At 29.4% G+C, this 22970-nt stretch carries 30 protein-coding genes; 3 read left to right on the forward strand and 27 right to left on the reverse strand.

Annotated elements, in window-relative coordinates; translation table 11 throughout:
• Positions 1-294 precede the first annotated feature (294 nt).
• The 19 genes from L1S49_RS19320 to L1S49_RS19405 form a co-directional block, all read right to left on the reverse strand.
• Positions 295-927 carry a hypothetical protein gene (locus tag L1S49_RS19320; RefSeq protein ID WP_238907010.1) on the reverse strand — a complete coding sequence of 211 codons (633 nt, stop codon included), beginning with the start codon at positions 925-927 and terminating at the stop codon, positions 295-297.
• Between the two features lie 583 nt (positions 928-1510).
• Positions 1511-1909, reverse strand: a complete 399-nt coding sequence (locus L1S49_RS19325; RefSeq protein ID WP_238907011.1) for a GNAT family N-acetyltransferase — start codon at positions 1907-1909, stop codon at positions 1511-1513.
• Between the two features lie 19 nt (positions 1910-1928).
• The gene (locus tag L1S49_RS19330) at positions 1929-2552 is read right to left on the reverse strand and encodes a class I SAM-dependent methyltransferase (RefSeq protein ID WP_238907012.1); all 624 of its coding nucleotides are present in this window, start codon (positions 2550-2552) and stop codon (positions 1929-1931) included.
• Between the two features lie 113 nt (positions 2553-2665).
• Entirely contained in the window at positions 2666-3409 is a 744-nt protein-coding gene (locus L1S49_RS19335) for a hypothetical protein (RefSeq protein ID WP_238907013.1), read from the reverse strand.
• A gap of 18 nt (positions 3410-3427) precedes the next feature.
• Positions 3428-4051, reverse strand: coding sequence for a CatB-related O-acetyltransferase (locus tag L1S49_RS19340; protein WP_238907014.1), 624 nt, complete (start codon positions 4049-4051; stop codon positions 3428-3430).
• Positions 4052-4181: 130 nt separating this feature from the next.
• Positions 4182-4700, reverse strand: a complete 519-nt coding sequence (locus tag L1S49_RS19345) for a hypothetical protein (RefSeq protein ID WP_238907015.1) — start codon at positions 4698-4700, stop codon at positions 4182-4184.
• A 484-nt stretch (positions 4701-5184) separates the two neighbouring features.
• Positions 5185-6048, reverse strand: a complete 864-nt coding sequence (locus L1S49_RS19350; RefSeq protein ID WP_238907016.1) for an MBL fold metallo-hydrolase — start codon at positions 6046-6048, stop codon at positions 5185-5187.
• Positions 6049-6270: 222 nt separating this feature from the next.
• Positions 6271-8187 carry an HAD-IB family phosphatase gene (locus tag L1S49_RS19355; RefSeq protein ID WP_238907017.1) on the reverse strand — a complete coding sequence of 639 codons (1917 nt, stop codon included), beginning with the start codon at positions 8185-8187 and terminating at the stop codon, positions 6271-6273.
• Positions 8188-8359: 172 nt separating this feature from the next.
• The gene (dapF, locus tag L1S49_RS19360; RefSeq protein ID WP_238907018.1) at positions 8360-9220 is read right to left on the reverse strand and encodes a diaminopimelate epimerase; all 861 of its coding nucleotides are present in this window, start codon (positions 9218-9220) and stop codon (positions 8360-8362) included.
• Between the two features lie 78 nt (positions 9221-9298).
• On the reverse strand, positions 9299-9856 hold the full coding sequence (locus L1S49_RS19365) for an NUDIX hydrolase (RefSeq protein ID WP_238907019.1): 558 nt from the start codon (positions 9854-9856) through the stop codon (positions 9299-9301).
• A 49-nt stretch (positions 9857-9905) separates the two neighbouring features.
• The gene (locus L1S49_RS19370) at positions 9906-10358 is read right to left on the reverse strand and encodes an HIT family protein (protein ID WP_238907020.1); all 453 of its coding nucleotides are present in this window, start codon (positions 10356-10358) and stop codon (positions 9906-9908) included.
• A gap of 30 nt (positions 10359-10388) precedes the next feature.
• Positions 10389-10952: a GNAT family protein gene (locus L1S49_RS19375; RefSeq protein ID WP_238907021.1), complete on the reverse strand. Its 564-nt coding sequence runs from the start codon at positions 10950-10952 to the stop codon at positions 10389-10391.
• 547 nt (positions 10953-11499) lie between these two features.
• The gene (locus tag L1S49_RS19380; RefSeq protein ID WP_175550854.1) at positions 11500-11667 is read right to left on the reverse strand and encodes a hypothetical protein; all 168 of its coding nucleotides are present in this window, start codon (positions 11665-11667) and stop codon (positions 11500-11502) included.
• Positions 11668-11689: 22 nt separating this feature from the next.
• Positions 11690-12220 carry an NUDIX domain-containing protein gene (locus L1S49_RS19385; protein ID WP_238907022.1) on the reverse strand — a complete coding sequence of 177 codons (531 nt, stop codon included), beginning with the start codon at positions 12218-12220 and terminating at the stop codon, positions 11690-11692.
• 13 nt (positions 12221-12233) lie between these two features.
• Positions 12234-12776 (reverse strand): GNAT family N-acetyltransferase, encoded by a 543-nt coding sequence (locus L1S49_RS19390; protein ID WP_238907023.1) that lies wholly within the window; start codon positions 12774-12776, stop codon positions 12234-12236.
• Positions 12777-12792: 16 nt separating this feature from the next.
• Positions 12793-13455: a 4Fe-4S double cluster binding domain-containing protein gene (locus L1S49_RS19395; RefSeq protein ID WP_238907024.1), complete on the reverse strand. Its 663-nt coding sequence runs from the start codon at positions 13453-13455 to the stop codon at positions 12793-12795.
• Positions 13456-13461: 6 nt separating this feature from the next.
• Positions 13462-13680, reverse strand: a complete 219-nt coding sequence (locus tag L1S49_RS23430; RefSeq protein ID WP_343074060.1) for a VOC family protein — start codon at positions 13678-13680, stop codon at positions 13462-13464.
• Positions 13674-13808, reverse strand: coding sequence for a hypothetical protein (locus L1S49_RS23435; protein WP_343074061.1), 135 nt, complete (start codon positions 13806-13808; stop codon positions 13674-13676). The genes L1S49_RS23430 and L1S49_RS23435 overlap by 7 nt, the downstream gene beginning before the upstream one ends.
• Before the next feature lie 15 nt (positions 13809-13823).
• The gene (locus L1S49_RS19405) at positions 13824-14063 is read right to left on the reverse strand and encodes a PF20097 family protein (RefSeq protein ID WP_238907025.1); all 240 of its coding nucleotides are present in this window, start codon (positions 14061-14063) and stop codon (positions 13824-13826) included.
• Between the two features lie 126 nt (positions 14064-14189).
• On the opposite strand from L1S49_RS19405, the gene L1S49_RS19410 reads away from it, so the two are divergent.
• Positions 14190-14336: a hypothetical protein gene (locus L1S49_RS19410; protein WP_175550848.1), complete on the forward strand. Its 147-nt coding sequence runs from the start codon at positions 14190-14192 to the stop codon at positions 14334-14336.
• Between the two features lie 89 nt (positions 14337-14425).
• Entirely contained in the window at positions 14426-15652 is a 1227-nt protein-coding gene (locus L1S49_RS19415) for an MFS transporter (protein WP_238907026.1), read from the forward strand.
• 293 nt (positions 15653-15945) lie between these two features.
• On the opposite strand, the gene L1S49_RS19420 is transcribed toward L1S49_RS19415, so the two are convergent.
• From L1S49_RS19420 to L1S49_RS19440, 5 genes are all read right to left on the reverse strand, one after another.
• Positions 15946-16398 (reverse strand): GNAT family N-acetyltransferase, encoded by a 453-nt coding sequence (locus tag L1S49_RS19420; protein WP_238907027.1) that lies wholly within the window; start codon positions 16396-16398, stop codon positions 15946-15948.
• A 3-nt stretch (positions 16399-16401) separates the two neighbouring features.
• On the reverse strand, positions 16402-16965 hold the full coding sequence (locus L1S49_RS19425; RefSeq protein ID WP_238907028.1) for a GNAT family N-acetyltransferase: 564 nt from the start codon (positions 16963-16965) through the stop codon (positions 16402-16404).
• A gap of 155 nt (positions 16966-17120) precedes the next feature.
• On the reverse strand, positions 17121-17582 hold the full coding sequence (locus tag L1S49_RS19430) for a spore coat protein (protein WP_073017179.1): 462 nt from the start codon (positions 17580-17582) through the stop codon (positions 17121-17123).
• Positions 17583-17662: 80 nt separating this feature from the next.
• On the reverse strand, positions 17663-18232 hold the full coding sequence (locus L1S49_RS19435; protein ID WP_238907029.1) for a GNAT family N-acetyltransferase: 570 nt from the start codon (positions 18230-18232) through the stop codon (positions 17663-17665).
• Positions 18233-18291: 59 nt separating this feature from the next.
• Positions 18292-19692 (reverse strand): aldehyde dehydrogenase, encoded by a 1401-nt coding sequence (locus L1S49_RS19440; protein WP_238907030.1) that lies wholly within the window; start codon positions 19690-19692, stop codon positions 18292-18294.
• A gap of 141 nt (positions 19693-19833) precedes the next feature.
• Here L1S49_RS19440 and L1S49_RS19445 point away from each other — a divergent pair, with 141 nt between their 5' ends.
• Positions 19834-20400, forward strand: a complete 567-nt coding sequence (locus tag L1S49_RS19445; RefSeq protein WP_238907031.1) for a TetR/AcrR family transcriptional regulator — start codon at positions 19834-19836, stop codon at positions 20398-20400.
• 54 nt (positions 20401-20454) lie between these two features.
• Here L1S49_RS19445 and L1S49_RS19450 read toward each other — a convergent pair whose 3' ends face one another.
• From L1S49_RS19450 to L1S49_RS19460, 3 genes are all read right to left on the reverse strand, one after another.
• Positions 20455-21468, reverse strand: coding sequence for a hypothetical protein (locus L1S49_RS19450; RefSeq protein ID WP_238907032.1), 1014 nt, complete (start codon positions 21466-21468; stop codon positions 20455-20457).
• 1 nt (position 21469) lies between these two features.
• On the reverse strand, positions 21470-21811 hold the full coding sequence (locus L1S49_RS19455) for a PadR family transcriptional regulator (protein ID WP_181603104.1): 342 nt from the start codon (positions 21809-21811) through the stop codon (positions 21470-21472).
• A gap of 163 nt (positions 21812-21974) precedes the next feature.
• Entirely contained in the window at positions 21975-22838 is an 864-nt protein-coding gene (locus L1S49_RS19460) for a MerR family transcriptional regulator (protein WP_238907033.1), read from the reverse strand.
• Positions 22839-22970 lie beyond the last annotated feature (132 nt).

The raw sequence follows: 22970 nt of genomic DNA on the forward strand, positions 1-22970 counted from the left end.
CCTATGATTTATTTGTTTTGCGATTGTCAGTCGCTTTCATTTTATCATAGGAGTTTTTTTCTGCTCAGAGCTAAAGCCTTTTTGTCCACCGGCATAGCCGGAGGTTTTCTAGACAATCAAAAAATAGCAGCACCCATTTAGGTTGCTACTATTTTTATTAACTTACAAAAAACTTAAATTCTTCTAATTTTTATGATGACTATTTCTTTAATACATATTAAGACATCAATGCATACTTTTAAGAAAAATCTCCTAAAGAGTAAATTATTATACTTCTAATTTAACAAATCTGGTTTAAAAAGCAAACTTTAACTCACCATTTTTATCCTTAAAAGCAGTAAGTCCTGTACCTGTCATATATGAATCCCCTGTTTCAGTTTCTAACACTAAACTAAAATAAATAGATAACTGATTTTTTGGATCTGTTGATACTGAAGTTGACCAATTATAATACTCTACCTTTATTCCTGTAATTTTTTGAGGTATTTTTCTCTTCATATAATCGTATTCCATTTTAAGGTCTTCTTTTTTTTCATCACCTAACGGCATGAATAAAACCTTATTTTCGTCATACTCAAAATCAACAATAAGGTCATAAATCTTATCTACGCCTTCTACATAATATGTTTTTAATATATTATAAGCACCATCTACCTCTTTGTATTGTCCAGGCTTATATGCTAATTCAGCAGATTCTTTTTCACTAGCTACTTTAAAAAAATCTGGATCTGGAAGAACTTCAACATACTCATTAGTTTCTGTATTATCTGTTTTAACTTCATCGTTTACCTTATCTTGTTCTAGCATTTGCTCATTTTTCACTTTGGATTCATTACTTTTTGATGAATCAACCTTTTTAGATCCACATCCACTTAAAGATACTACCATCAATGTTGCTATTATACTAGCTATTATTTTCTTTCTCATATGTTTTTTACCTTTCTTATTTATGTTATATATTTTGATATTTTCAATCTAAAACTCATATCATTAACCATTTTTATCTCAATTAACTAAGGTTTATAATAATTTACTATTTCTATTTACTATACAATACGCTTGTACAATTATAAACCAACTACATATTTACTATTTCATATCATATTGATTTTTTAATCTCACACTTTGCATAGTATTTTTTTACTAGGTTATAATTAAAACTTATAAAATCTACTCCCTTTAGTTTTTTTCTATGCTTAATAATAACAGATGCTCTCTTCGCATTTTTTCTCATAATATTCAAAAAATAGCAAATAACTTATTTACATCCATTTTTATTTACATAATTTATTTTAAATGATAATATACTCAAAATCAAATTCTTTTTTAATTAATTTAAACTTTTTATTTAACTTTGCTATTAAAAACATATTTACTTTCATTAAACCAAAATTTTATTGTTATCTAAGTTTATGAAAACCTGTTTTTTTATACTTTATTTGCTCTTATATTAAATGAAATCATAGTTAAATGAAACTTCTTCTCAGATACAAATTTCAATTATTTAATTCTAATAACGATAAAAATAGTTCATGTCATTATGAGAGAATCCAAATTTCCCATAAAATTTCTCAAGACCTTTTTCTGCGATAAGTCCTACAAATATCTTATCAGAATAATTTATATTAATGTATTTGATTATTTTTTCCATTATTTGCTTTCCAATACCTACTTTTTGATATTTAGGCAATACCATGACATCTTGTATATAGATAGCAGTCGCGCCATCTCCTATTACTCTTCCAAATCCTATAAGTTCATCCTCGCACTCAACACATAAACAGTAATTTGAATTTTTAATCCCCTTGCTTACAATTTCATCATCATAAGTTCTCCATCCAATTTCTTTTCTTAACTTATTATAGTCTTTTGCAGAAGGAAACTTTTCTAAAAAGATTATATCTTTCATCTTTTTCTCCTTTCAGCTATCATAAATTAATCTCCGCAATCCATGTAAAATTTCCTACATGTTCAAAAGAAATCATTAGGCCCATCTGTTCCATGTATTTTCTTAAATCCTCAACTATAAAAAAGTTCTTACTTTCTATAAAATCCCATAAATCTTCTCTATCATTTCTGAGAAAGCTTTCTTTATGCTCTTTTTTAAGGTGCATATTTTCAAACATGAAATCTATCAAGATAACTCTACTATTATCACTAATTGATAACATATTAGAAAGAACTTGTTGTTGTTCTTTTTCATTAAGTCCATGTAACACATATGAAGATACTGCGATATCAGCCTTTTGCTTTATGATAGGTACATCAAAAATACTGCTTTCAACAAAGCTCATGTTAGGATATTTTCCTTTACCAACTTCAATCATTTCAACATTTTTATCTATACCAATAATAGTTAACTTTTCACTTAATGGTCCACATAGATTACCTGTCCCACAACCAAAATCAACTATAGTTTTCACTTTATAACTTAAAATCTTCTCTCTTATCTTTACAAAAGTTTCTTCATATTTATCAAATAATCCAAGTTCATCATCTGATTTCTCTTGAATCATCTTGTCATACAGAATTCCTTTATTTAAAGTTTTCATATATTACACCTCTTTTATATAACTCATATTCTGATGGGCCTTTTTTGATATTAATTCTTATGTTCCAAATACTTCTTTAAGTCTTTATGTTTTGATGGGCCTCTTGATGCACCTCATGAATCTACCTTTAAATAATTCTTTTTGATGAAATCTATCCATTTATCTTGTAGTTGTTTTTCATTTATCATAAAAATACGTTTAAATTCATTTGGGTATTTTATTAAATTACGCAACTTATCATATCCAAACTCCTCAACTATTGATTCTATTATTGTATATGAATATTGATATCCATCACGATCAAAAAACGTTGAAAAATCATCTCCGGTATCTAAATCTTTAAATGTTGGGACTTTATTATTTATTAATCCATTCTCTACAGTTTCCCTAATCCAATCATCATTATTATCTTTAGCCTCAAAACATGCAATACCTTCATTTAGCCATCTTGGTATATCTTTATTTATCTTGTTAACTATGATATGTACAAACTCATGAACTGCTGTTTTTAATACATTATCAAAATCTGAACCTGGTGGAGGATTCATAGGTGATGCTATTATAATTTCACCATCACGAAGCCCCCCTCTTATCCAATTAGGTGCATCAGAAAGCCCTAAAGCAAGATGAAGATCCTTCAAATCCGAATAAACTTCAATAACTAACTTATCATCAAGCTTTTGATTTAAATTACTTGTTATTCTATGATAATTTTTTTCAAGATCATCTAGTACTTTAACTATACACCTCTCATCAAATTCCGTATAATAAACAATAAAATTATCAGTTTCTTTTACTAAATTTAATGCGTTCTCTTTCTGACTATCTATCTCGTTAAAATCTATATCATTTGCCATATCAAAACACTCCTGCAATTAATTCAACTTGTCTATATTCCCACTAATAATATTTTCTAAATTCCTTTGAACAACTTCATCATCCCAATTCCACCATTGTAATTCCATTAACTTATCTATTACATCTTCTGAAAAACGCTTCTTGATTTCTTTTGATGGTACCCCACCTACTATTGTATATGGGGGAACATCCTTGGTTATAACAGCTCTTGTACCAACTACTGCGCCATCACCTATATGAACTCCTTGCATAATTACAGCTTCATATCCTATCCACACATCATTTCCTATTACTATGTCTCCTTTGTTGTCCCAAGCTTCTGTTACATTAACATCATTAATTCCCCAGTCTTCAGTAAATATTGGGAACGGATAGTTTGATAATGAGGACATCTTATGGTTTCCATCTGTAAAAATGAATTTAGCACCACAGGCAATTGAGCAATATTTTCCTATGATTAAGCTGTCCTTATTTACAGGATAATGGTATAATACATTATTTATCTCAAAGTCCCTTGGATCATTTACAAAATCATTATAAATTGTATACTCTCCAACCATAATGTTGGACTTTGTAATGGTTGGCTTCAAGTATATTGTTTGCTTGTCATTTCTTCTAGGATAAATTTTATTACAATTCATATTAACTCCTATAAATTTAAGATTTCTCTTTTTTATATAATTTTAAGTTATTATTCTTTAACGCTTATTCATGTAATAAGAATATTATTTATTGCTATCTTAATTTTTTATTGTATATTTTTATACTTCCCTAATGGAAACTCTTTAAAATATTTATAAGAGTATCTTTTTGCACATTTACCCATATATCATAAACCATGCTATTGTTATTAGTAGGTATCATAACATGTACTTCATTCCACATTTTAGAATTATTAGACGCAGCAGGATTACTTCGTTCAAGAGTAAAAAGTTTTCCTTTTCCGAAGATACTATCAACCTCTTCTGTGCTTAATATTTTACTATGGTTAGGCAAAGAGGTACCATAATCACCATAATATCCGACTACTGAAATTCCTCCAACTGTTTGTTTATTTTCATCATCAAAAAAAATCTCGCTTTCATTTCCTCTTTTCATCCAACTTGTAGGTAATGTAAATTTAAGAGTATTGATATTTATTTTATTATCATCCTCGATTTTATTACCAGTTTCTACTACAGTCTTTGGCTCAGAGGTACCTATCTCATTTTTCTCTTCACTACATCCAGTTAAACCTAATAACAGGGAAGCAGTTATTACCAATGTTAGAGCCCATTTGAGCTTATTCATTATCAATTCCTCCTTCCTATATACTTTGTCTTAATTTACAGATATTATTTAAAACCTTTTAATCTTAATTTGCTCTTCTCCTCTAAATATGCCTGCTATAACCTCCAAATGCGCCTGATTATTACCACAACATTATACAATAACCTCATTTTTGATGCTAATTCCTCAGGAGATTTTGATTTCAGTTCTTTAGAACTATCTAACTCCTCTAATTCAAAATCTGAAGCATTAGCTTGTAAGCCTAAAATAGATTAGTCTGCCATAAATGGAACTCTTCTGATGACCTTTCATCAAAGATAGTTTCCCCTTTATAAGCATCTCCAACACAACCCATTAATCCTCCTACAAATATTTTTTGTGATGGATATTTACTCTTTAGCTCTTCTACTTGGTGTTGAGATCATTATTGGAATATCAAATTTCGCTGCTACATCAATATATATCTTGAATTTAAAAGCAACTAATAAAACTAGCCCCCTTTAAATTATCTGTATTCCACTTTGAATTCATCAGTCTCATGTCCAAACACAACCTCTATGTATGGATAATGATCTACAAACTCTTTTAATTTTAGGAAACTTTTTCTCCCTTCCTTAAGGTTTGATGAATATTTGCCAGTTTCAACTCCAATTTCGAATCCTTTTTTGGTGCTACAAATATCACCCATAATTAAAACTTTTGAATCTTGACCATTAATTAGATAAGAAATGTGTCCTTCCGTATGTCCTGGAGTAGAAATTGCCCAAAGAGAAGCATCTCCAAAAATATCTATGCATTTTCCCAATATAGGCATATCTTGTCCCTGTAGAATATCTATTTTTTGTATATCTATCTTGTTTGCAAAAAAGTCAGAGTATACTAACGGAAAAATCCCTACCTCTTTTTCTCCATATCCATATATATATGGTATTTCTTTTGGCAATGATGGTATTCCTGCTGCATGTTCATGAATATGGGTTAAAAAAACTCCCTTTAAATTTATAGATCTTTTCTCAAGTTGTTTTTCAACCCCCTCTGAATCTTTTTCTTGAAAATGCTTTTTTTTAAAATAAAATTTACTAAGAATACCTTTAAAATTACCTTCAGCTTTTTTTGAAAAAGTGCTGTCAAATCCTGTGTCTATCAAATAGTCCCCATATTTTTCATGCCTAAGTATATGCGCAAGTACTGGTATTTTAGCGTACCCATCTTTTATTTGTTTAGCTTCTTTATTCTTTAAATTAATCAATCCTGATATTTTACAAATAATTGTTCCAGTTTTTAAAGTTTCAACGCTAATTGAAGAAGAATTTTTAAACACTGAATCCCATTCCTTAAATTCTGATTCCTTAACCGTAAAGTTTCTCATTCCTATCCCTCACCATGTATTCTAGATACAAACTCATCTCTCAAAATTGAATAACAGCCTTTGTAATTTCTGTTACAAGGCCTTTGTTTTGAAATTTTTTCCCTAAACATTATTCAATTTCTCCAAAATGGTTATTATTATCTATTAATAAATAAGCAATTTTCCCTATACGCTCATTTGTTTCTTTTAATATAATTGCCCCCTTTAATTCATCTACTTAATCTACTTTAATTTCTTCCACTCACTAGCTTTTATCTGAAAAATTGGATAAGCAACATTACTAAAAGGCCAGTTCTCTTTAATCCATTTCTCAACTGTTTTATAAAGAGCTCTCTCTATCTCAATTTCTCTGCCCCACAGATATACTTCTGCATCAAAACATTGTTTATCGCTTGGATTTATATAAACACAACCTAAGCATAATTTTTCATCTAAAGTCATTACCGTATATACAAATGTTTCTCTATTTTCAAACTCTTTTTCATGTCTATATAAATCCTCTAAATTTTCTTCAATTTTCATATTCTCTTCTGGCCAGGTATCATCATCTATTTCTGAATAAAGCTCTCTAATGTGCTTTCTACTGAACATTACTGCTTCATAATCTTTCTCTAAATCCCCTACTCTTAACTTTCTTAACCTAAAACTCTCTGTTTCCAAAGCTTTAGGAACTATAAATTCATTAGGAACAAATTCTTCTGTCATATTTTTCTCATCCAACATTACTATATATTTCATAATATCCATCAAATCATCAGTATCAACTGCATAACTTGCATGTTCTTTAACCTTCTTAGATGCATTTATTGCAATAGATTTACTACAGAAATTAAACAGGGGAATATCTGTTGTTCCATCACCAACTGCTATACACTCTTCAGGATTTATATTATTTTTCATGCAAAAATCCTTTAAATACTCAACCTTATTTTCTGATTTAATATAATTTATAATCTCTCCAGTGAATATCCCATCTCTGACTTCATACTCACTTCCATAATAGCCTTCAAAACCCCAAATATCACATGCAACTTTAACTACTTGTTTTGGTCCTACAGTAATTACAATGCACTTAATACCTTGGCTATGTAATAATTCAATTACACTTCTAATATTTTTTAGTGGCTTTACAATCTCTAGAAATGAATGTTTAATTTCACTTTCCTCTAATCCCAAAAGTAATTTTGCTCTAAGATAATCTGCCTCTATATAATCAATTTTGCCTTCTTCTTCTTTCTCCTGTATTAAGGAATGTTCTTTTTCCATGCCATTTAAAATACAAGGCAACATTACAGAGTGTATTTCTCTAATCAATGTATCATCTAAATCAAAACAAACAAGTTTATGTTTTTTAATTTCATAATCACTTAAAGGCTTTTTTCCTAAGTACAAGTCCATAGTGTCATAAATATTAATTTCACCTCCAAACTTATTTATAGCCTCTGTTATTCCATTATATAAATTGTTTTTTAAATCCTCAGCACACTGTCTATGATCTGAATAAGTTTCTAGTAGAGATATGTATTCATTAGCTTTTAATTTTCTTGTTTTTCTGTAAATCTTACTTTTTATATTTGTGAATCCGTACTTCTCTAATATTTGTGTATATTTTTTGCAAGAATCTTCACTAAATTCAGTAAGCTCCTTATCTGATGGTTTGAACTTTTCATACACTTTTCTGATTTCTCTATGTATTTTATCATCATCACGATTTACAAATGGGTGATTCCAAAACAAAGCTATTGTTCCACCTGGCTTTAGTAAATCATAAACTTTCTTAAATCCGATATCCTCTGGTATCCAATGAAATGCTGTTGCAGAGTATACAAGATCATATTGATTTTTATCACTAATAAAGTCTTCAAAACCTATATTTTCAACCTCGAAATTCCTAAAAGAAGAAAATTTTTCTTTAACGTATCTAGCTAAATCCTCTCCAAGTTCAATAGCCGTAACACTACAGCCTGCCTCTAAAAATGGTAAAGTAGCTTGTCCAGTTCCTATCCCAATTTCAAGTGCACTTTTCGAATTATTTAATTTCCCATAATCAATAATATCCTTAAATAATTCTTCACTATAGGTTGGTCTATACTTGTCATATTTTAATGGATCTTCATTAAACTTTAATCTTAAATCCATTTCATCACCCCATCACAAAATAATAATTTACACTTCTAATTTTCATATATAATATGGATATTATACCATTTAATTCATGTTATTACTTTAGTCTTTTTAAAATATAATTACAGTTAATATAGAAAAACACCCTATAATCCATTTCTGAATAATAGAGTGTTCCTCAAATAAATCAACTAAAATCCTCAATAAGTTCATCACTTAAAACACCTTCTGCTATTTGTCTAACCTCACCAGTCATTCTTACATTCCACCCATCATCTATTTCAATAATAAGCTCTCCCCCTAACATTTTTATTTTTATTTCATTATCAACTAGATTTTTCTTTTTTAAAACACTAGCTACTGCACAGGAAGAACTTCCTGATGCTAAGGTAAAACCTGCTCCTCTTTCCCATATAAGAATTTCAGCTTCATTTCTTGATAAAACTTTTGCAAACTGGACATTAGTTCTATTAGGAAACATCTCATGATTTTCTATAAGCTTACCATAGGTTTTTATCTCATCAATATCTAAATTATCTTTAATGATTACACAATGAGGATTTCCCATAGATACACAGTTTACTTCATATTCCTTATCATCAACTTCTAACTTTTCTCCTACTACTTCTTCCATAATAAAACTTGTAGGAATTTCTTTAGAATTAAAATTTGCCTTACCCATATCAACTGATATCCTCTTTGCCTTTTTACTTGAAGTTTCTTCAACTATATTAGCTCTAACTATTCCACCTTTTGTCTCAACTGTGAAGTCCTTATTACTAGTAAATCCATAATCATAAACATATTTGCAAAATATTCTTAATCCATTTCCGCTTTTTTCTGCTTCTGAACCATCAGGATTAAAAATCTTTAAACCAAAATCTGCTTTAACTGATTTCACTTTAAGTAAAATTCCATCTGATCCTATTCCAAAATTCACGTTGCATATTCTTTGTATTGCTTTTTCAGTTAACTTAAAACTTATATTTTCTTCATCTAAAACTATGTATTCATTTCCTAATCCATGTGTTTTCACAAAATTGTTCATATCAAGTTCTCCCCAATCTACATTTATAATATAAAACACCGTAAAATTTTTTAAATAATACGGTGTTACGTACCTATATTAAAATTTTATCATATTAATATGCATCAATGCATGAAATAAAGCTGTAACATTCAAAGCTTGTAAAAATTTATTCTCCTTAAGGTCATAGATTACATCATCTAAAGGTTTTAAAACAACCTCTATTTGTTCTGTATCATCTAAATGAGTATCTGAGGTTAATTCTGCATCTAAAGCGAGAAAGCAATAAGTAAGATTAGTATGGTTTGCGGGATTAGCAGAAATAGTACAAGTATGAACAAACTCCTTAGCTGTATATCCTGTTTCCTCAATTAATTCTCTTTTTATAGCATCAACTGGTGCCTTATCTGTTAGCTCAACCCCTCCTGATGGCAATTCTAAAAGAGTTTTTTGAGCCCCATGTCTATATTGCTTAACTAGTACAACTTCTTTTTCTTTAGTTATTGCAACAACATTTACCCAAGCCGGATATTCAAACACATAATAGGGTTCCACTATCTTTCCGCTTGGCATTCTACAGGTATCTGCACGTAGAGAAATCCATCTATCCTTAACAATATGTTCAGATTTTACTATCTCCCATTCAAAGTTTTCCATGTACTTTCTCCCTTAAATTATTGAGAATACCATTATATTAAAGCAATACTTATTTTGACAGTAAATTCTTAAGTTCTTTCTCTAACTTTTCTACCATTTTCTTAAGTTCATCACCCTTTATACGCTTTGAGTCATCATACATCTCTTCTCTTGGCAGCCACCATACAGGTCCCTTTTTAGGTGTATCTCCTGTAACTCTAGGAAATAGATGCCAATGAACATGAGAATCTCCATTTCCAAGCAATTCATAATTCATCTTTTCAGGTTTAAATGCATTATATGCCGCTTCTGCAACAATGCTCATTTCTTCGAGATACTTAACTCTAAAATCATTAGGCAACTCATGTAATTCACTAACATGATGCTTACATAAAAATAATGTATACCCTTTAAAATGCTGATGATCTCCTATAACCACATATCCAGTTTCAAGTTCCATCACAAAATATGGATTCACCTTTTGTTTTATCATTTCAATTCTCTCACAAATTAAACATCCCATATCTATACCTCCATTAAATAAAAATCTATTTTACAAATCAGACTTTAAAAATGAATATAAATCTAAATCCACTACTCCTTGACCTGTCCAAATTGTTCCTTGTCTTATAGTCCCCTCTTTTGTGAATCCACATCTTTCTAATACACTTTTAGATTTAATATTCTCAGGCATAACAAAAGCTTGTACTCTATTTGCTCCAATTACATTTATTAAATAATCCTTCATTGCCTCAGCTGCCTTAGTTGCAAAACCTTTTCCCCAGTATTCCTCATTTAAAGTATATCCAAAAGTAACCATATTTACCTTGTCATCAAAATCAAATATTTCCCCAACTCCAATGATTCTCTCAGTATTTTCATTACTACAAATTCCAAGAAATATGGTTTTCTTTTTACCAAAATCTCTTTCAAAATGAGTAATCATATTTTCAACTGTAGCTTTATTCTTTTTTGCAGAGCCAGGTCTATATTTAAATAAATTCTCGTTACTATATATTGAATAAAGTTCCTCTAAATCATCTTTTTCTATCTTTCTTAGAGTTATTTCACTTGTTTTAATAAGTGGAAACTCTGAAAATAATTTTGTTTTATCCATGGTTTTCTCCTTACGTAAATAAATCTAAATTTTATTAATAACTCAAAATAATCAAAAGTAGTTAAACCCCTTGCTTGAATTGTCTATATTTCTATTGATATACTATATATATCACAAACTTAGAATATCTAGGGCTTGCACTTAAAATTCTTATAGAAAAACAAGTATTAAAAATTATAGGAGTATCTTTTATGAATGATAAATTAATAAAAGCATTTACTTTAGTAATTATCCCGTTAATCATATTCACCATATTTTTTATTGTTGGAAAAAATCAATATTCTCTCTATTATCAAAACTTTTCTCTACATAAAAATATGACTGGTGTATTTACTCTATATAAATATTTATTATTTGGCCTATACTTTGCTTTAATTGCTCTTTTTTTTGGTTTTATATATCACTTAAGATTAAAACCAGTTAAAAAGAAATTATATATATCTATATTAATAATACTAATGCTATTTGGATATATTACTTTTTGTTTTTTAAGCAAATTCTTTAATATTTAGATACGATCTTCAACAATTCTAAATTACTCATTTCCCTATAGTCCATTAATAACATAAACAATATTAAATAAAAACATTGCAACCACTGATGTTATTATAATCCAAAGAATACTACCTTTTTCTTTATTGACAATCTTATAAATTGAATATAAAAACGAAAAAATAAATATTCCAAATAAAATAGACCAGCCTCCAATAAACATGTAACCCCCATCTTCATCTAACTTATTTACCTTTAATCAAACTATCATAGTTTTCACTAACAGCCTTCAAAGCCTTGGTTTCTCTATATATCCATTTATTTATATCTAAACTATCATTTTTAATTATTTCCTCATTTACACGAATTGCCTCATTAAGATTTACCCAAACTGGTTTAAATCCTAACTCAATTTCATAGTCATCTAATTCTTGATCAGCTATGCCATCAGTTAATTCACATAAATAATAAGTAGAAATCATCTCAAAAACAAAATCCTTTCTATATCTATCTAAACTTCTTTCTATAAAAACTCCGATTTTTTCTTTTACATCTCCTACTATATATCCAGTTTCTTCTTTAACTTCTCTTATTAATGTTTGCTCTTGACTTTCTTCTTTGTTCATTCCTCCACCAGGAAATTTAAAATCCCCTTTGTTTGTATGTACCAAGAGAATATTATCATCTTTTAAAATAACTGCTCTCACAGCTTTTCTATAATTTGTTTTTGTCTTTTCATTTTCCTCTTTGATTCCTAATGTATAATTAAAAAGCACTTTATTCACCTGCCTATAAAGTTCTGTATTTTCTATAATAAAAATAGCTATCACTTTCCATATTCGGTTGCCTATGTCCTATAGGTGTTCTTTTCTCAAATAGTTCAAAACCACATTTCTCAGCAAGATTACATGAAGGGATATTAGCACAATCAATAGTCACAATAAGGTAGTTTACATCTGATACATTGAAGCACCATTCTACTAAAACTTCTACAGCTTCTTTTGTATATCCTTTGTTTTTATATTTTTCACTCATAAAATAAGCGATCTCAATCTCATTTAATGTATCTTCGAGTCCCATGCCTACCATTCCAATCATTTCATCAGTATCAGGTAATGCTATTACATATCTTTTATTTTCATAAATATCCGTTGAATCTTTTTGAGTTTGATGCCAATCAATATATTCAAAATACTCTTTAGGCGAAGAGGCATTTTCAGCCCAATCAGGCATAAATCTAAGAATATCTTTTTCTCTAACGATTCTATAAAGATTATCTGCATCCTTCCTTTCAAAGTCTCTTATCTTTATTCGTTTTGTTTCTATTCTCATAATATTTACTCCATTCTTATTTTGTCCCAACAGGACATACAACCATACATAATCCGCAGGAATTTTTTCTATTATGTGCTTTTATATAAAGGCTTCTTTTTTCATTGCACAACTTATAATCAATCAACTCATCACGTTTGGAATTAATGTTCCAAGTATGTCCAATCAAAGCTTTATATGGACAAATGTCTACACATAAATTACATCCCTCTGGACATTTGCTTTTAGTTATAGGCGTACCAACAGTAAGATCATAATCTATAAGTATTGAGGAAAGTCTTACTCTTGGACCATACTTTTCTGTTATCAAAACTCCATTTTTTCCTATCCATCCAAGTCTAGCATTAATAGCTGCAAACTTAAATGAAAATGGTGCAACAAGTGTTTCTTCACTTGATTGAGCAACTGGTGGTACATAGTATTTAATTTTATATTTTTCTAATATTTCCTTGATATCTTCTAAAATTACATTAATTCTGTTTCTTGCTTCGTGTATCAACTTTTCAAACTTTTCTTCCTTATAACTGCTTATTTCTATGATTTCTTTATGTGGTATTGCCATAACTAATGAGCATTTATAAAACTTCTTATATTCACTGAAATCAATATTTGAAATGCCCCATACTATATCAGAATTCTCTTCAAAAAGTTCTACTAACTCTTTATAAAAGTTATCCAAATCAACTCACTCAACTATACTACGTAAATATATTGTATTTTTATCTGGATCATAAAAGCTCATGTTCTTTGCCCCCCATGGACGTGTTTTAGGTTTTTCTATAATCTCCACTCCAAGTTCAATTATTTTTTTATATTCTTCATCAATATTATCAACAGAAAAAGCAATACAAATATTTTGATTACAATTGTTTTTTATAGAACCATCATTATATATTGTTAACATAGTTTCCTCAGAAATAATTGTTTGATGTACACTGTCATTACTATTATTATCATACCTAACAACTTCTTATAGAAATTTGCCAATCTTATAACATCATTTGTTAATAATCCAACCTCACCTAATTTCATATCGTCCTCCAAATCTTAATCTTCTTCATTGTCAGTTACATCAATTATTACTTTCTTACAATCTTCACAGTAGTAAGCATCAACGCTACTCCTTACCCATATTTCCCTTTTTGCTAATATTACACACTTTTTCCCAAGCATATTATCAAGAAAATTTCTCTTTTTATTTTCTTCCACCCATATTAAATCGTTTCTTCCATCGCCTTCTACAAAACCCTTTTTCATGTCTCTTTTACAATATGGACATTGTACCATGTAACCATCTCCTACACTTGCTTATATGAATATTATACCATTTAAATCATATTATTACATAAACATTAACATATGTACCAAGTTATATGTTATAATAATTTTATGAAATTTATAGGAGGTGGCTTTATGGCTCGTGGACTTGTATTACTTTTATTCTACATTCCCATATTTGCTCTGGGAATTTACTCATTTATCTTATTTATAAAACTTGCTCATAGAGGAATAAGAGCTCTTGATATCTACATATATGAAAAAGAAAGAAATAAACAATAGCAGCTTCATAAAAAAAATGGAGACTGCTATTTTTTTATGAAGCTCTTTAATGCACGAACTTAATTACAAAGTACTAGGGGGAAATAACAATGAAAACTATAAACAAGGAACCTTTATGGAATAAAAACTTTATATTATTATTACAAGGACAGTTGTTTTCAATTTTTGGAGATAATATCTATGACATAGCTCTTAGAGTTTGGATTCTTAGCAAAACAGGTTCAACTGCCATTATGGGATTATTTATGGCGATTTCAGTTGTACCTAGGATAGTGATATCACCTTTTGCTGGAACCTTTATTGATAGGCATAATAGAAAAATCATCTTAATTTCTTGTGACATGATTTGTGCCATGACTTTAATTTTTACAGGTATATTGGCTAAGTTAGACCTTTTACAACTTTGGATGATAGTTTCAACTGGCATTATTGTAGGGATTTGTGGATGTTTTTTTAATCCCACTATCAATTCTATTTTGCCTGATATTGTTCCAAAATCTAAACTTTTAAAAGCTAATTCAGTAGTTTCATTAATTAGTACAAGCGATGACATGATGGGAAATGCTTTTGGTGGTTTCTTGGTACAAATTGTTGGAGCTCCTATATCCTTTTTGTTAAATGGATTTAGTTTTTTAATATCAGCAGTTTCTGAGATGTTTATGATGGTACCTAAAATAGAAATCAAATCAAAAAAGGTTAACTTTTTTCAAGATTTAAAAGATGGTTTGCTTTTTATCAGTAAATCAAAAGGATTAAGGTACATATATATTTTAACTTGCTTTTGTAACTTTGTTGCATCTATGTCCATGACTTTAACTTTGCCCTTATTTAAAGAAAACATCAATCTAGGTTTAGGTTTATATGGAGTTTCTATGGCTATTAATGGTGCTGGAATGTTTTTAGGATTTTCACTTTTATCTGCAATTGATATAAAAACAGAAAAAAGATTCAAGTTTTTTATTTTAAGCGGAGTAATCATATCTCTTACAATGATTTTTTATTCTCTGACTACTAATTTCTATTTGATTTCTGTATTGTTTTTTATAAATGGATTTTGTCTTGCAGTAAATAATTCATTAACTCAATCTAGTATACAAGTTACCGTACCTGATAATATGAGATCAAAAGCCTTTGCCTTTCAGAGAACTTTATCCTCAGCATTAATGCCTGCTGGTATGGTTATTGCCGGTTTGTTAGCTGAAATAGTTAAAATCAATTTTATAATACTTGTTGATTATATAATCTTTTTTCTTTTGTTTTTATATACCTCTCGTTTGTTAAAGGTAAAAAATACAATAAATATGTTAGATATTTAGATATTAAAAAGGAGGCTGTCGCACTAAAGAGCTAGTGCGACAGCTCGTTTCTTATATCCACTATTTCTTTTTCTGCTAAATTTTCCTTTTTAACCATACTCATAACATCTTAGTAAAATAATATTTAAAAAATTGCGTACTTTTCTATTTTTCTATTTAATTACTTTTCTATTTAAGTACTTAACTTCTTATTAAACATAACTATCAATCAATGACTTTTATGTAGCTTGAGAAGAAGCTACTACAGATTAGAAGTGCTTAACTTCTTATTAAACATAATAGAAATAAAATCACTAATTTTTCAGTATCTTCTCAAAACAAATTGCTTTTTCATTTTCTACATATTTTCCATAATTAGATATTTGATGGTACCCTCTTTTTTTATAAAATTCTACAGCTCTTTCATTTATTATTCTAGTTTCAAGCCAAAGCTTTGAATAACCCATGTTATAGGCTTCTTTTTCTAAATAAGATAAAATTTCTCCTCCAACACCTTTCGATTTTTCTTTTGAAAACATCCTTTTAACTTCAGCCACAGCTTCATTGATTGGTCTAAATGCACCACAACCTACTGCCTTTTCTTCACGGTCATATGCAACAACAAATAATGAATGTGGTACACAAACATCTTTAGGATCAAAGGATTTTTCACCACTATCTCCTGTTATTTTCTTTAATGTTTTAGATAACTCTTCCATAAGCATTATTGCATCTTTACTCCAAGGATCAGTCTTAATAATCTTCATTTTCTATTTCTCCTTATAATAATCCTCAGCTAAAAGTCCATACACAGAAGTGTCACAAATTCCTTGGTTATTTCTATCAGCTTTACGCAAGGTACCTTCGTATTGCAATCCACATTTAAGCATTACTTTTCCCGAATTTGGATTTCTTGGATCATGACGTGATTCAATTCGCTTAACTCCAACTTCTTCAATAAGAAATCTGATAACTTCTTTACATGCTTCTGACGTTATTCCTTGATTCCACCATTTTCTCCCTATAGTATAGCCAATTTGCATCATATCAATTTCCTCTTCCATATCAACCATGCTGATGATTCCTATTGGCGCATCTCCATTTTCTTTTAATATGATTGCCCACTGATAGAACTTGTCATTTATGTAATGTTCCATTCGTCTTTCTTGAAGACTTTTAGTGATTTCGATTGAAGTATGTGCAGTCCACATAAGATACTTTGTTACTTCATCATCCTTAGCCCAGTTATCAAATATAGCTTGTGTATCTGATATATTAAATCTTCTTAATATCAATCTTTTTGTTTCTAATTGTACTGTTCCTAGATGTTTCATTTCTATGCCCCCAATAAAATATTCTCTTTATCATTCAACAATATGTATATTATACCATTTCTTTCATGAAGCAGTATAATTCTTCTTTATATAAAAGCACAAGAAAGTTTAGACTTCTAATCTAAACTTTCTTGTGCTTTTAATGATATCTAATTTTATTGAACGTTGTACATACCTTTGCTTTCCATATACTTAAATATAGATTCACCGTGTTTTTGTTCTTCTTTTTGTATATGGTTTAGTACATCACGAACCTCTGTATCCTTAAATTCAAATATTGCTGTATCATAGGTTCCTGATACATATTTTTCAGCCATTAATAAATCTGAACATATATCTTTATCAGATATATTGCTTTGAGTTTGCTTTGCTACTTCTGGAGTTTGAGTAGAATTTTGATTTTGCTGTTGGTTCATTTGAGGAACAGTACCATTTAAAAGCTGATTAATGGTATCTAAGTGAGTTCTCTCAATTTGCTCATTATTTTTGCAAAGCTGCTTTAATTGAGTATCCTGTGCTTGATTCGCATAGTTTGAATATTTCAGAATACAGATTTCCTCATGGCTCTTTAGATCTTCTAGTAACAGTCTTTCTTTTTGGCTTAAAGTTATTTGCATAATAAAACACCTCCTGTTTTATTTTGTGCAACTTTTCTTTTTCCATACATAAAGTTTTACTAGATAGATAGTACTTCCCCCTAGTTGCTTTTTTCCTTATAATAATCTTCAGCCAAAAGTCCATACATAACAGAATTACATATACCTTGATTGTTCATGTCAGAATTTCTTAATGTACCTTCATATTGTAATCCACATTTAAGCATCACTTTTCCTGAGTTTGGATTATTAGAATCATGACGTGATTCTATACGTTTAGCTCCAACTTCTTCAATGAGAAATCTAATAACTTCTTTAAAAGCTTCTGATGTTACACCTTGATGCCACCACTTTCTTCCTATACAGTACCCAATATGTACCATGTCAATATCATCATCCATATGAACAACACTGATACTTCCTATAGGTTCATCAACATTATCTTTCAAAGCAATTCCCCACTGATAAAACTTATTATCTGAATAATTCTGAATCCATTCTGATATTACATCTTTAGATATATCAACTGAACTATGAGTAGGCCAAGTTAAGTACTTTGTAACTTCATCATCACTTGCCCAGTTATCAAACATAGGCTTTGCATCTGAACTCTTAATCCTTCTTAATATCAATCTTTCTGTTTCTAATTCTACCGTTCCTAAATGTTTCATTATTATACCCCCTATTCTAATATTTAAAATCGATATAGCTATTGTACCATCTTTATCCCTTATTTAAAAATCTTCTTAACTAGGTTCAACTGTTTTTCGGTATATGATGGATACATAAGAGATGTCCCAAATCCTGATGGTTTCTTTAGTACCCCTTTTCTATGTGAAAATGTAATGAAACTATCCTTTCCATGATACGCACCTATTCCAGCATTACCAACCCCTCCAAAAGGAAGATAAGGATTAGCTGTATGCATAATGGTATCATTAATGCAGGCATTTCCAGAACTTATTTCACTTAAAACTTTATTTTCAACAGCTTTATTAGTTGTGAAAAGATATAGGGCTAAAGGTTTAGGGGCATTTAATATTTGCTTTATTGCATCATTTAAGTCTCCATAAGTCATAATAGGAAGAACTGGTCCAAATATTTCTTCCTGCATACTTGCTGCATCTAGGGATGATATTTCTATTAAAGTAGGTTCAATGTATCTTGCTTTTTCATTATAATTTCCACCAAATACAATACCATCTTTATCTTTATCAATCATGTTTTTTATACGATTAAAGTGTCTCTCATTTATGATTTTCCCAAAGGAATCATTATTCTCTATGTCATCTCCATAAAAACTTCTAATAGCAGTTTTCAGCTCTTCAATAAGCTTAATTTTTACTGTTTCATGAACTAAAACATAATCAGGTGCTATGCAAGTCTGCCCAGCATTAGTTGTTTTTCCCCAAATTATTCTTCTTGCCGCTTCCTTTATATTAGCACTTTCATCAACAATAACTGGACTTTTTCCTCCAAGCTCTAATGTAACAGGAGTAAGATTTTTAGCCGCTGCCTCCATAACAATTTTTCCTACAGGAACACTTCCAGTAAAGAATATATAATCAAATTTCCCATTTATAAGCGAAGTGTTTGTCTCTATTCCACCTTCTACACATTCCACATACCTTTTATCAAAGGTAGTTTTAATAAGTTCTTTTACTACTCTTGAAACATTTGGAGTCATTTCAGATGGTTTTAAAACTGCTGTATTACCAGCTGATAATGCACCTATTAAAGGTTCAACAAGCAGTTGAAATGGATAGTTATAAGGTCCTATTATTAATACTGAACCATAAGGCTCACTTAATATATAACTTCTTCCTGGCATTAAATAAAAAGGGGTTTTTCTTCTTTCTGGTTTAGCCCATTTTTTGATATTTTTTATAGTTAAATCTATACTGTGATAAACAAAACCAACCTCAGTCATGTAACCTTCATTTTTATGTTTTCCAAGATCTATATTTAAAGCCTCTAGTATTTGCTTCTCATATTCTTTTATTGCCTTTTTTAATAGTCTTAACTGATTTATTCTAAAATCCAAATCTTTTGTAGCTTGAGTATGGAAATATCTCTTTTGTTCTTCCAAAATAACCTCTACATCTTTTGCACTTAACTCATTTATACTCATAATATTCTCCCTTCATACAACCCATGATAAACATCAAAAATGTTACACTTGTAACTTATTTGAGAATATAATATACTACTATTATTCTCTGGTCAATATCCTAAACTTAAGTTATACAAAATGAGAGGAATGTAACAGTTTATGAAGAAGGAAACAACAAACATAACTGCTCTAAAATCTAAAGCTTGGATTACTGAATCCCTATTAGCTTTAATGAAGGAAAAAGATTTTGATAAAATCACAATTACTGAAATAATAAACAAAGCTGACTTAACACGCCAAACCTTTTATAGAAACTTTGAATCAAAAGAAAATGTACTATATGAATATGTCAGTAAATTATATAAAGACTGTTTTGATGAAATAGATAAAATGGCTGAAAAAAATATACGTAATATCTTCATAACTTATTTTGATTATTGGCATAAAACCAAGGATTTTTTGCTGTTAGTCATTAAGTGTAAACTAAACTACAATATTATGGACTTTTATTATCCTTTCATGAGCGATTATTTTGATAAATCCATAATGAAATTACATGGAAAATCTGCTGCTGAAATAGAATACGTAAAGTATTTCTTATTTGGTGGACTTGTTCAGGTAAAAACTCATTGGATGGAAAATGGCTTTAAAGAAACTCCAGAAGAACTTGCTGATCTTGTGATTGGTTCTATAAACCCTTCTATTTATGAAACCATAAAAAACTGAATTAAATTATAAAAACAGCAGCTCCATAATTAAATGAAACTGCTGTTTTCTTATTTATTTTAACAAATTCTTAGATTTTAAAAATCCACTTATACTGTCCCATAAAGCAATCAGAACAAAGATTGCTATAAAAATATTTATACCTTTTTCCCAGGCTATAGTTATATTAGAACTTGCAACTTCAATAGAACTAGTTAATTTGTTTATAAAGCCTTCATTAATGAGAGTAGAGTCCTTTACCATTACATACATCAATATACAAGAGGCAACATTAAATATTGAATTTACTATTGCAAGTGGGGTATTCCATCTTCCAGCAACAAATTTCCAAACATAAACACCAAACTGAAATAATGCAACTATTAAAAACATAGGCATATAGAACTTCAAACGTTCATCGTTAAACAATGATTCAGAAAGAGTAAGTCCACCTTCTGAAGTAGTATAAATACCTATAAAATGAGCATTTGTGTATATTAAAGCAGTAAATATAACTGTGAATATCATTGAAAATATAGTTTCTCCACGTGAAATTTTTCCTTTACCCCCTACAGGAATCTCTGGCAAATCATTTACTGACCATTTATTCTTAAGCCCAGTTCCTTTTCCATAGTTTACATTTGTTGTTCCTGTTCTCTCTAAAATAATAAATACAATTGTAACCCATAATGCTCCTTGAATAGCACCTTCAATACCAGCTGAAATCACACCTGCAAAAATTCCAATTCCAGTTCCTAAGAAACCAGCATCAGGTGAAAGTGAAAATATCTTTTCTAAAAGTGAAGCACATACAACCACTGCAGCAACAATTCCCGTAACAAGTTTAAGAACATAGATATAATTATCATAAAGTTCTGGTCCTATCAAATATCTCTTACTATCACCATATTCACTTGCAAGCTTCTTAGGATTTCCTAACTTTTCAAGAACTTCTCTCACATTATTTTCTGTTGGCTCATCTGGTAGCATATCCTCTATATTTGTGCGAAGTTCCCTGCTTACATCTTCTTTTATATCTTCCTTCAAATTTTCAGTTACAGCATAAACATAACGATCAATCAAATTCATTTTAATCCCCCTCTTTCAGCAATATATCTAATTGACTAGAAATAAGTTTCCATTCATTTTTTAAACGCTTATATACTTCTTTTCCTTCATTACTTAAAACATAAAACTTTCTTGGACGACTTTCTGTTGTATCCCATTCACTAGTTAAAAGTTTTTGTTTTTCTAGTCTTCTAAGTAGTGGATATAATGTCCCTGAATCTATTGGAGAATTTTTTTCCTCAAGTTTCTGAACAAGAGAATAACCATACTCCGGACTATCAAGCTGACTAAGTACTGAAAGCACTAATGTCCCTCTTCTAAGTTCAACAAGTAGTGAAGCCATAAGTTCATCTATTGAATCCATGTAATCACCTCAAAATTATTATACTGTATATCGTACACTATTGTCAATTCATTAATATTGAATTTATTTTTATATTGAGCTAAGTATAATATAAACAACTTTCTTGTAAATAAAAAAGTGCCTAAGTTCCAACTCCAATATCTCGGAACTCATGCACCTTCTACTACCAATTTTTTGTTTCTGGATAGTCCTTAATAAACTTTTCATTAACTTCAGATAATCTTTCTTGATATTTGTTATATTCTGAACTTAATCTTCTCATTGCAGGGATAAATTTATCATAATAACCACTTGTCTTACAAAACTCTTTAGTGAGCTCTGCCAGTTTATTTGCTGGAGAATTCTTGAATTCATCGGTCTTTTTGTATTCAATATATTCTTTAAGTATATCTTTATTATCTTCTATAAATTTTTCATAGTCTTTTACATTTTCTTCTTTTGACTGTATCATTTTTGTTATATCTTTTGCACTAAAAGCATCTGTATATTCATCCAAATAATCTTGTAATTTTTTTGGAATTTCTAAATTAGGAGTATTATCTAAAAACTCTATAATCTCCTCAAAGGCGTACTTTTGTTCTTCTGTTTCTATTGTTCCATTAAGATAATAGGAAAAATTCATACTAACAAACCTTCCATAATAGCTCGGAAACATATCTAGTAATTTTTCTAAAATAGTTGATTTTGCTGTTATAGAATTTATTTCTTTTTCTACATCTTCTAATTTACTTCCGTCATTTAACTTTTTTAATACTTCTTGTTTTTCTTTCTGCCTATCTAATTCCAAAGATTTTTTATAAACAATACTCTTTAACAGATTTTGATTTTCTAGAACAGCTTTTATATCAGATATATTTAATCCCAATCTTCTATATAAAGAAACTTTTTTCAACTTCTCTATATCTTCACTTGAAAAATCTCGATATCCATTTTCCAATGTTTGCGGATTTACTAACCCATGTTCACAATAATATTCTATAGCTTTTTTTGTTAAATTAGTTTCCTTAGAAACTTCTCTTATTAACATTCTCATCACCTCTGGTTTAACTTTAACCCAAACCCTAAGGGGATAGTCAAGGGTGTTTCTAATATTTATTTAAGCAATAATAAAAGTTTTTTTACTATTTTGAATCAATTATACCATATTCTTAAAACTTGT

This window comes from Clostridium sp. YIM B02506 (genome assembly GCF_022324845.1).
Taxonomy (GTDB): domain Bacteria; phylum Bacillota; class Clostridia; order Clostridiales; family Clostridiaceae; genus Clostridium_T; species Clostridium_T intestinale.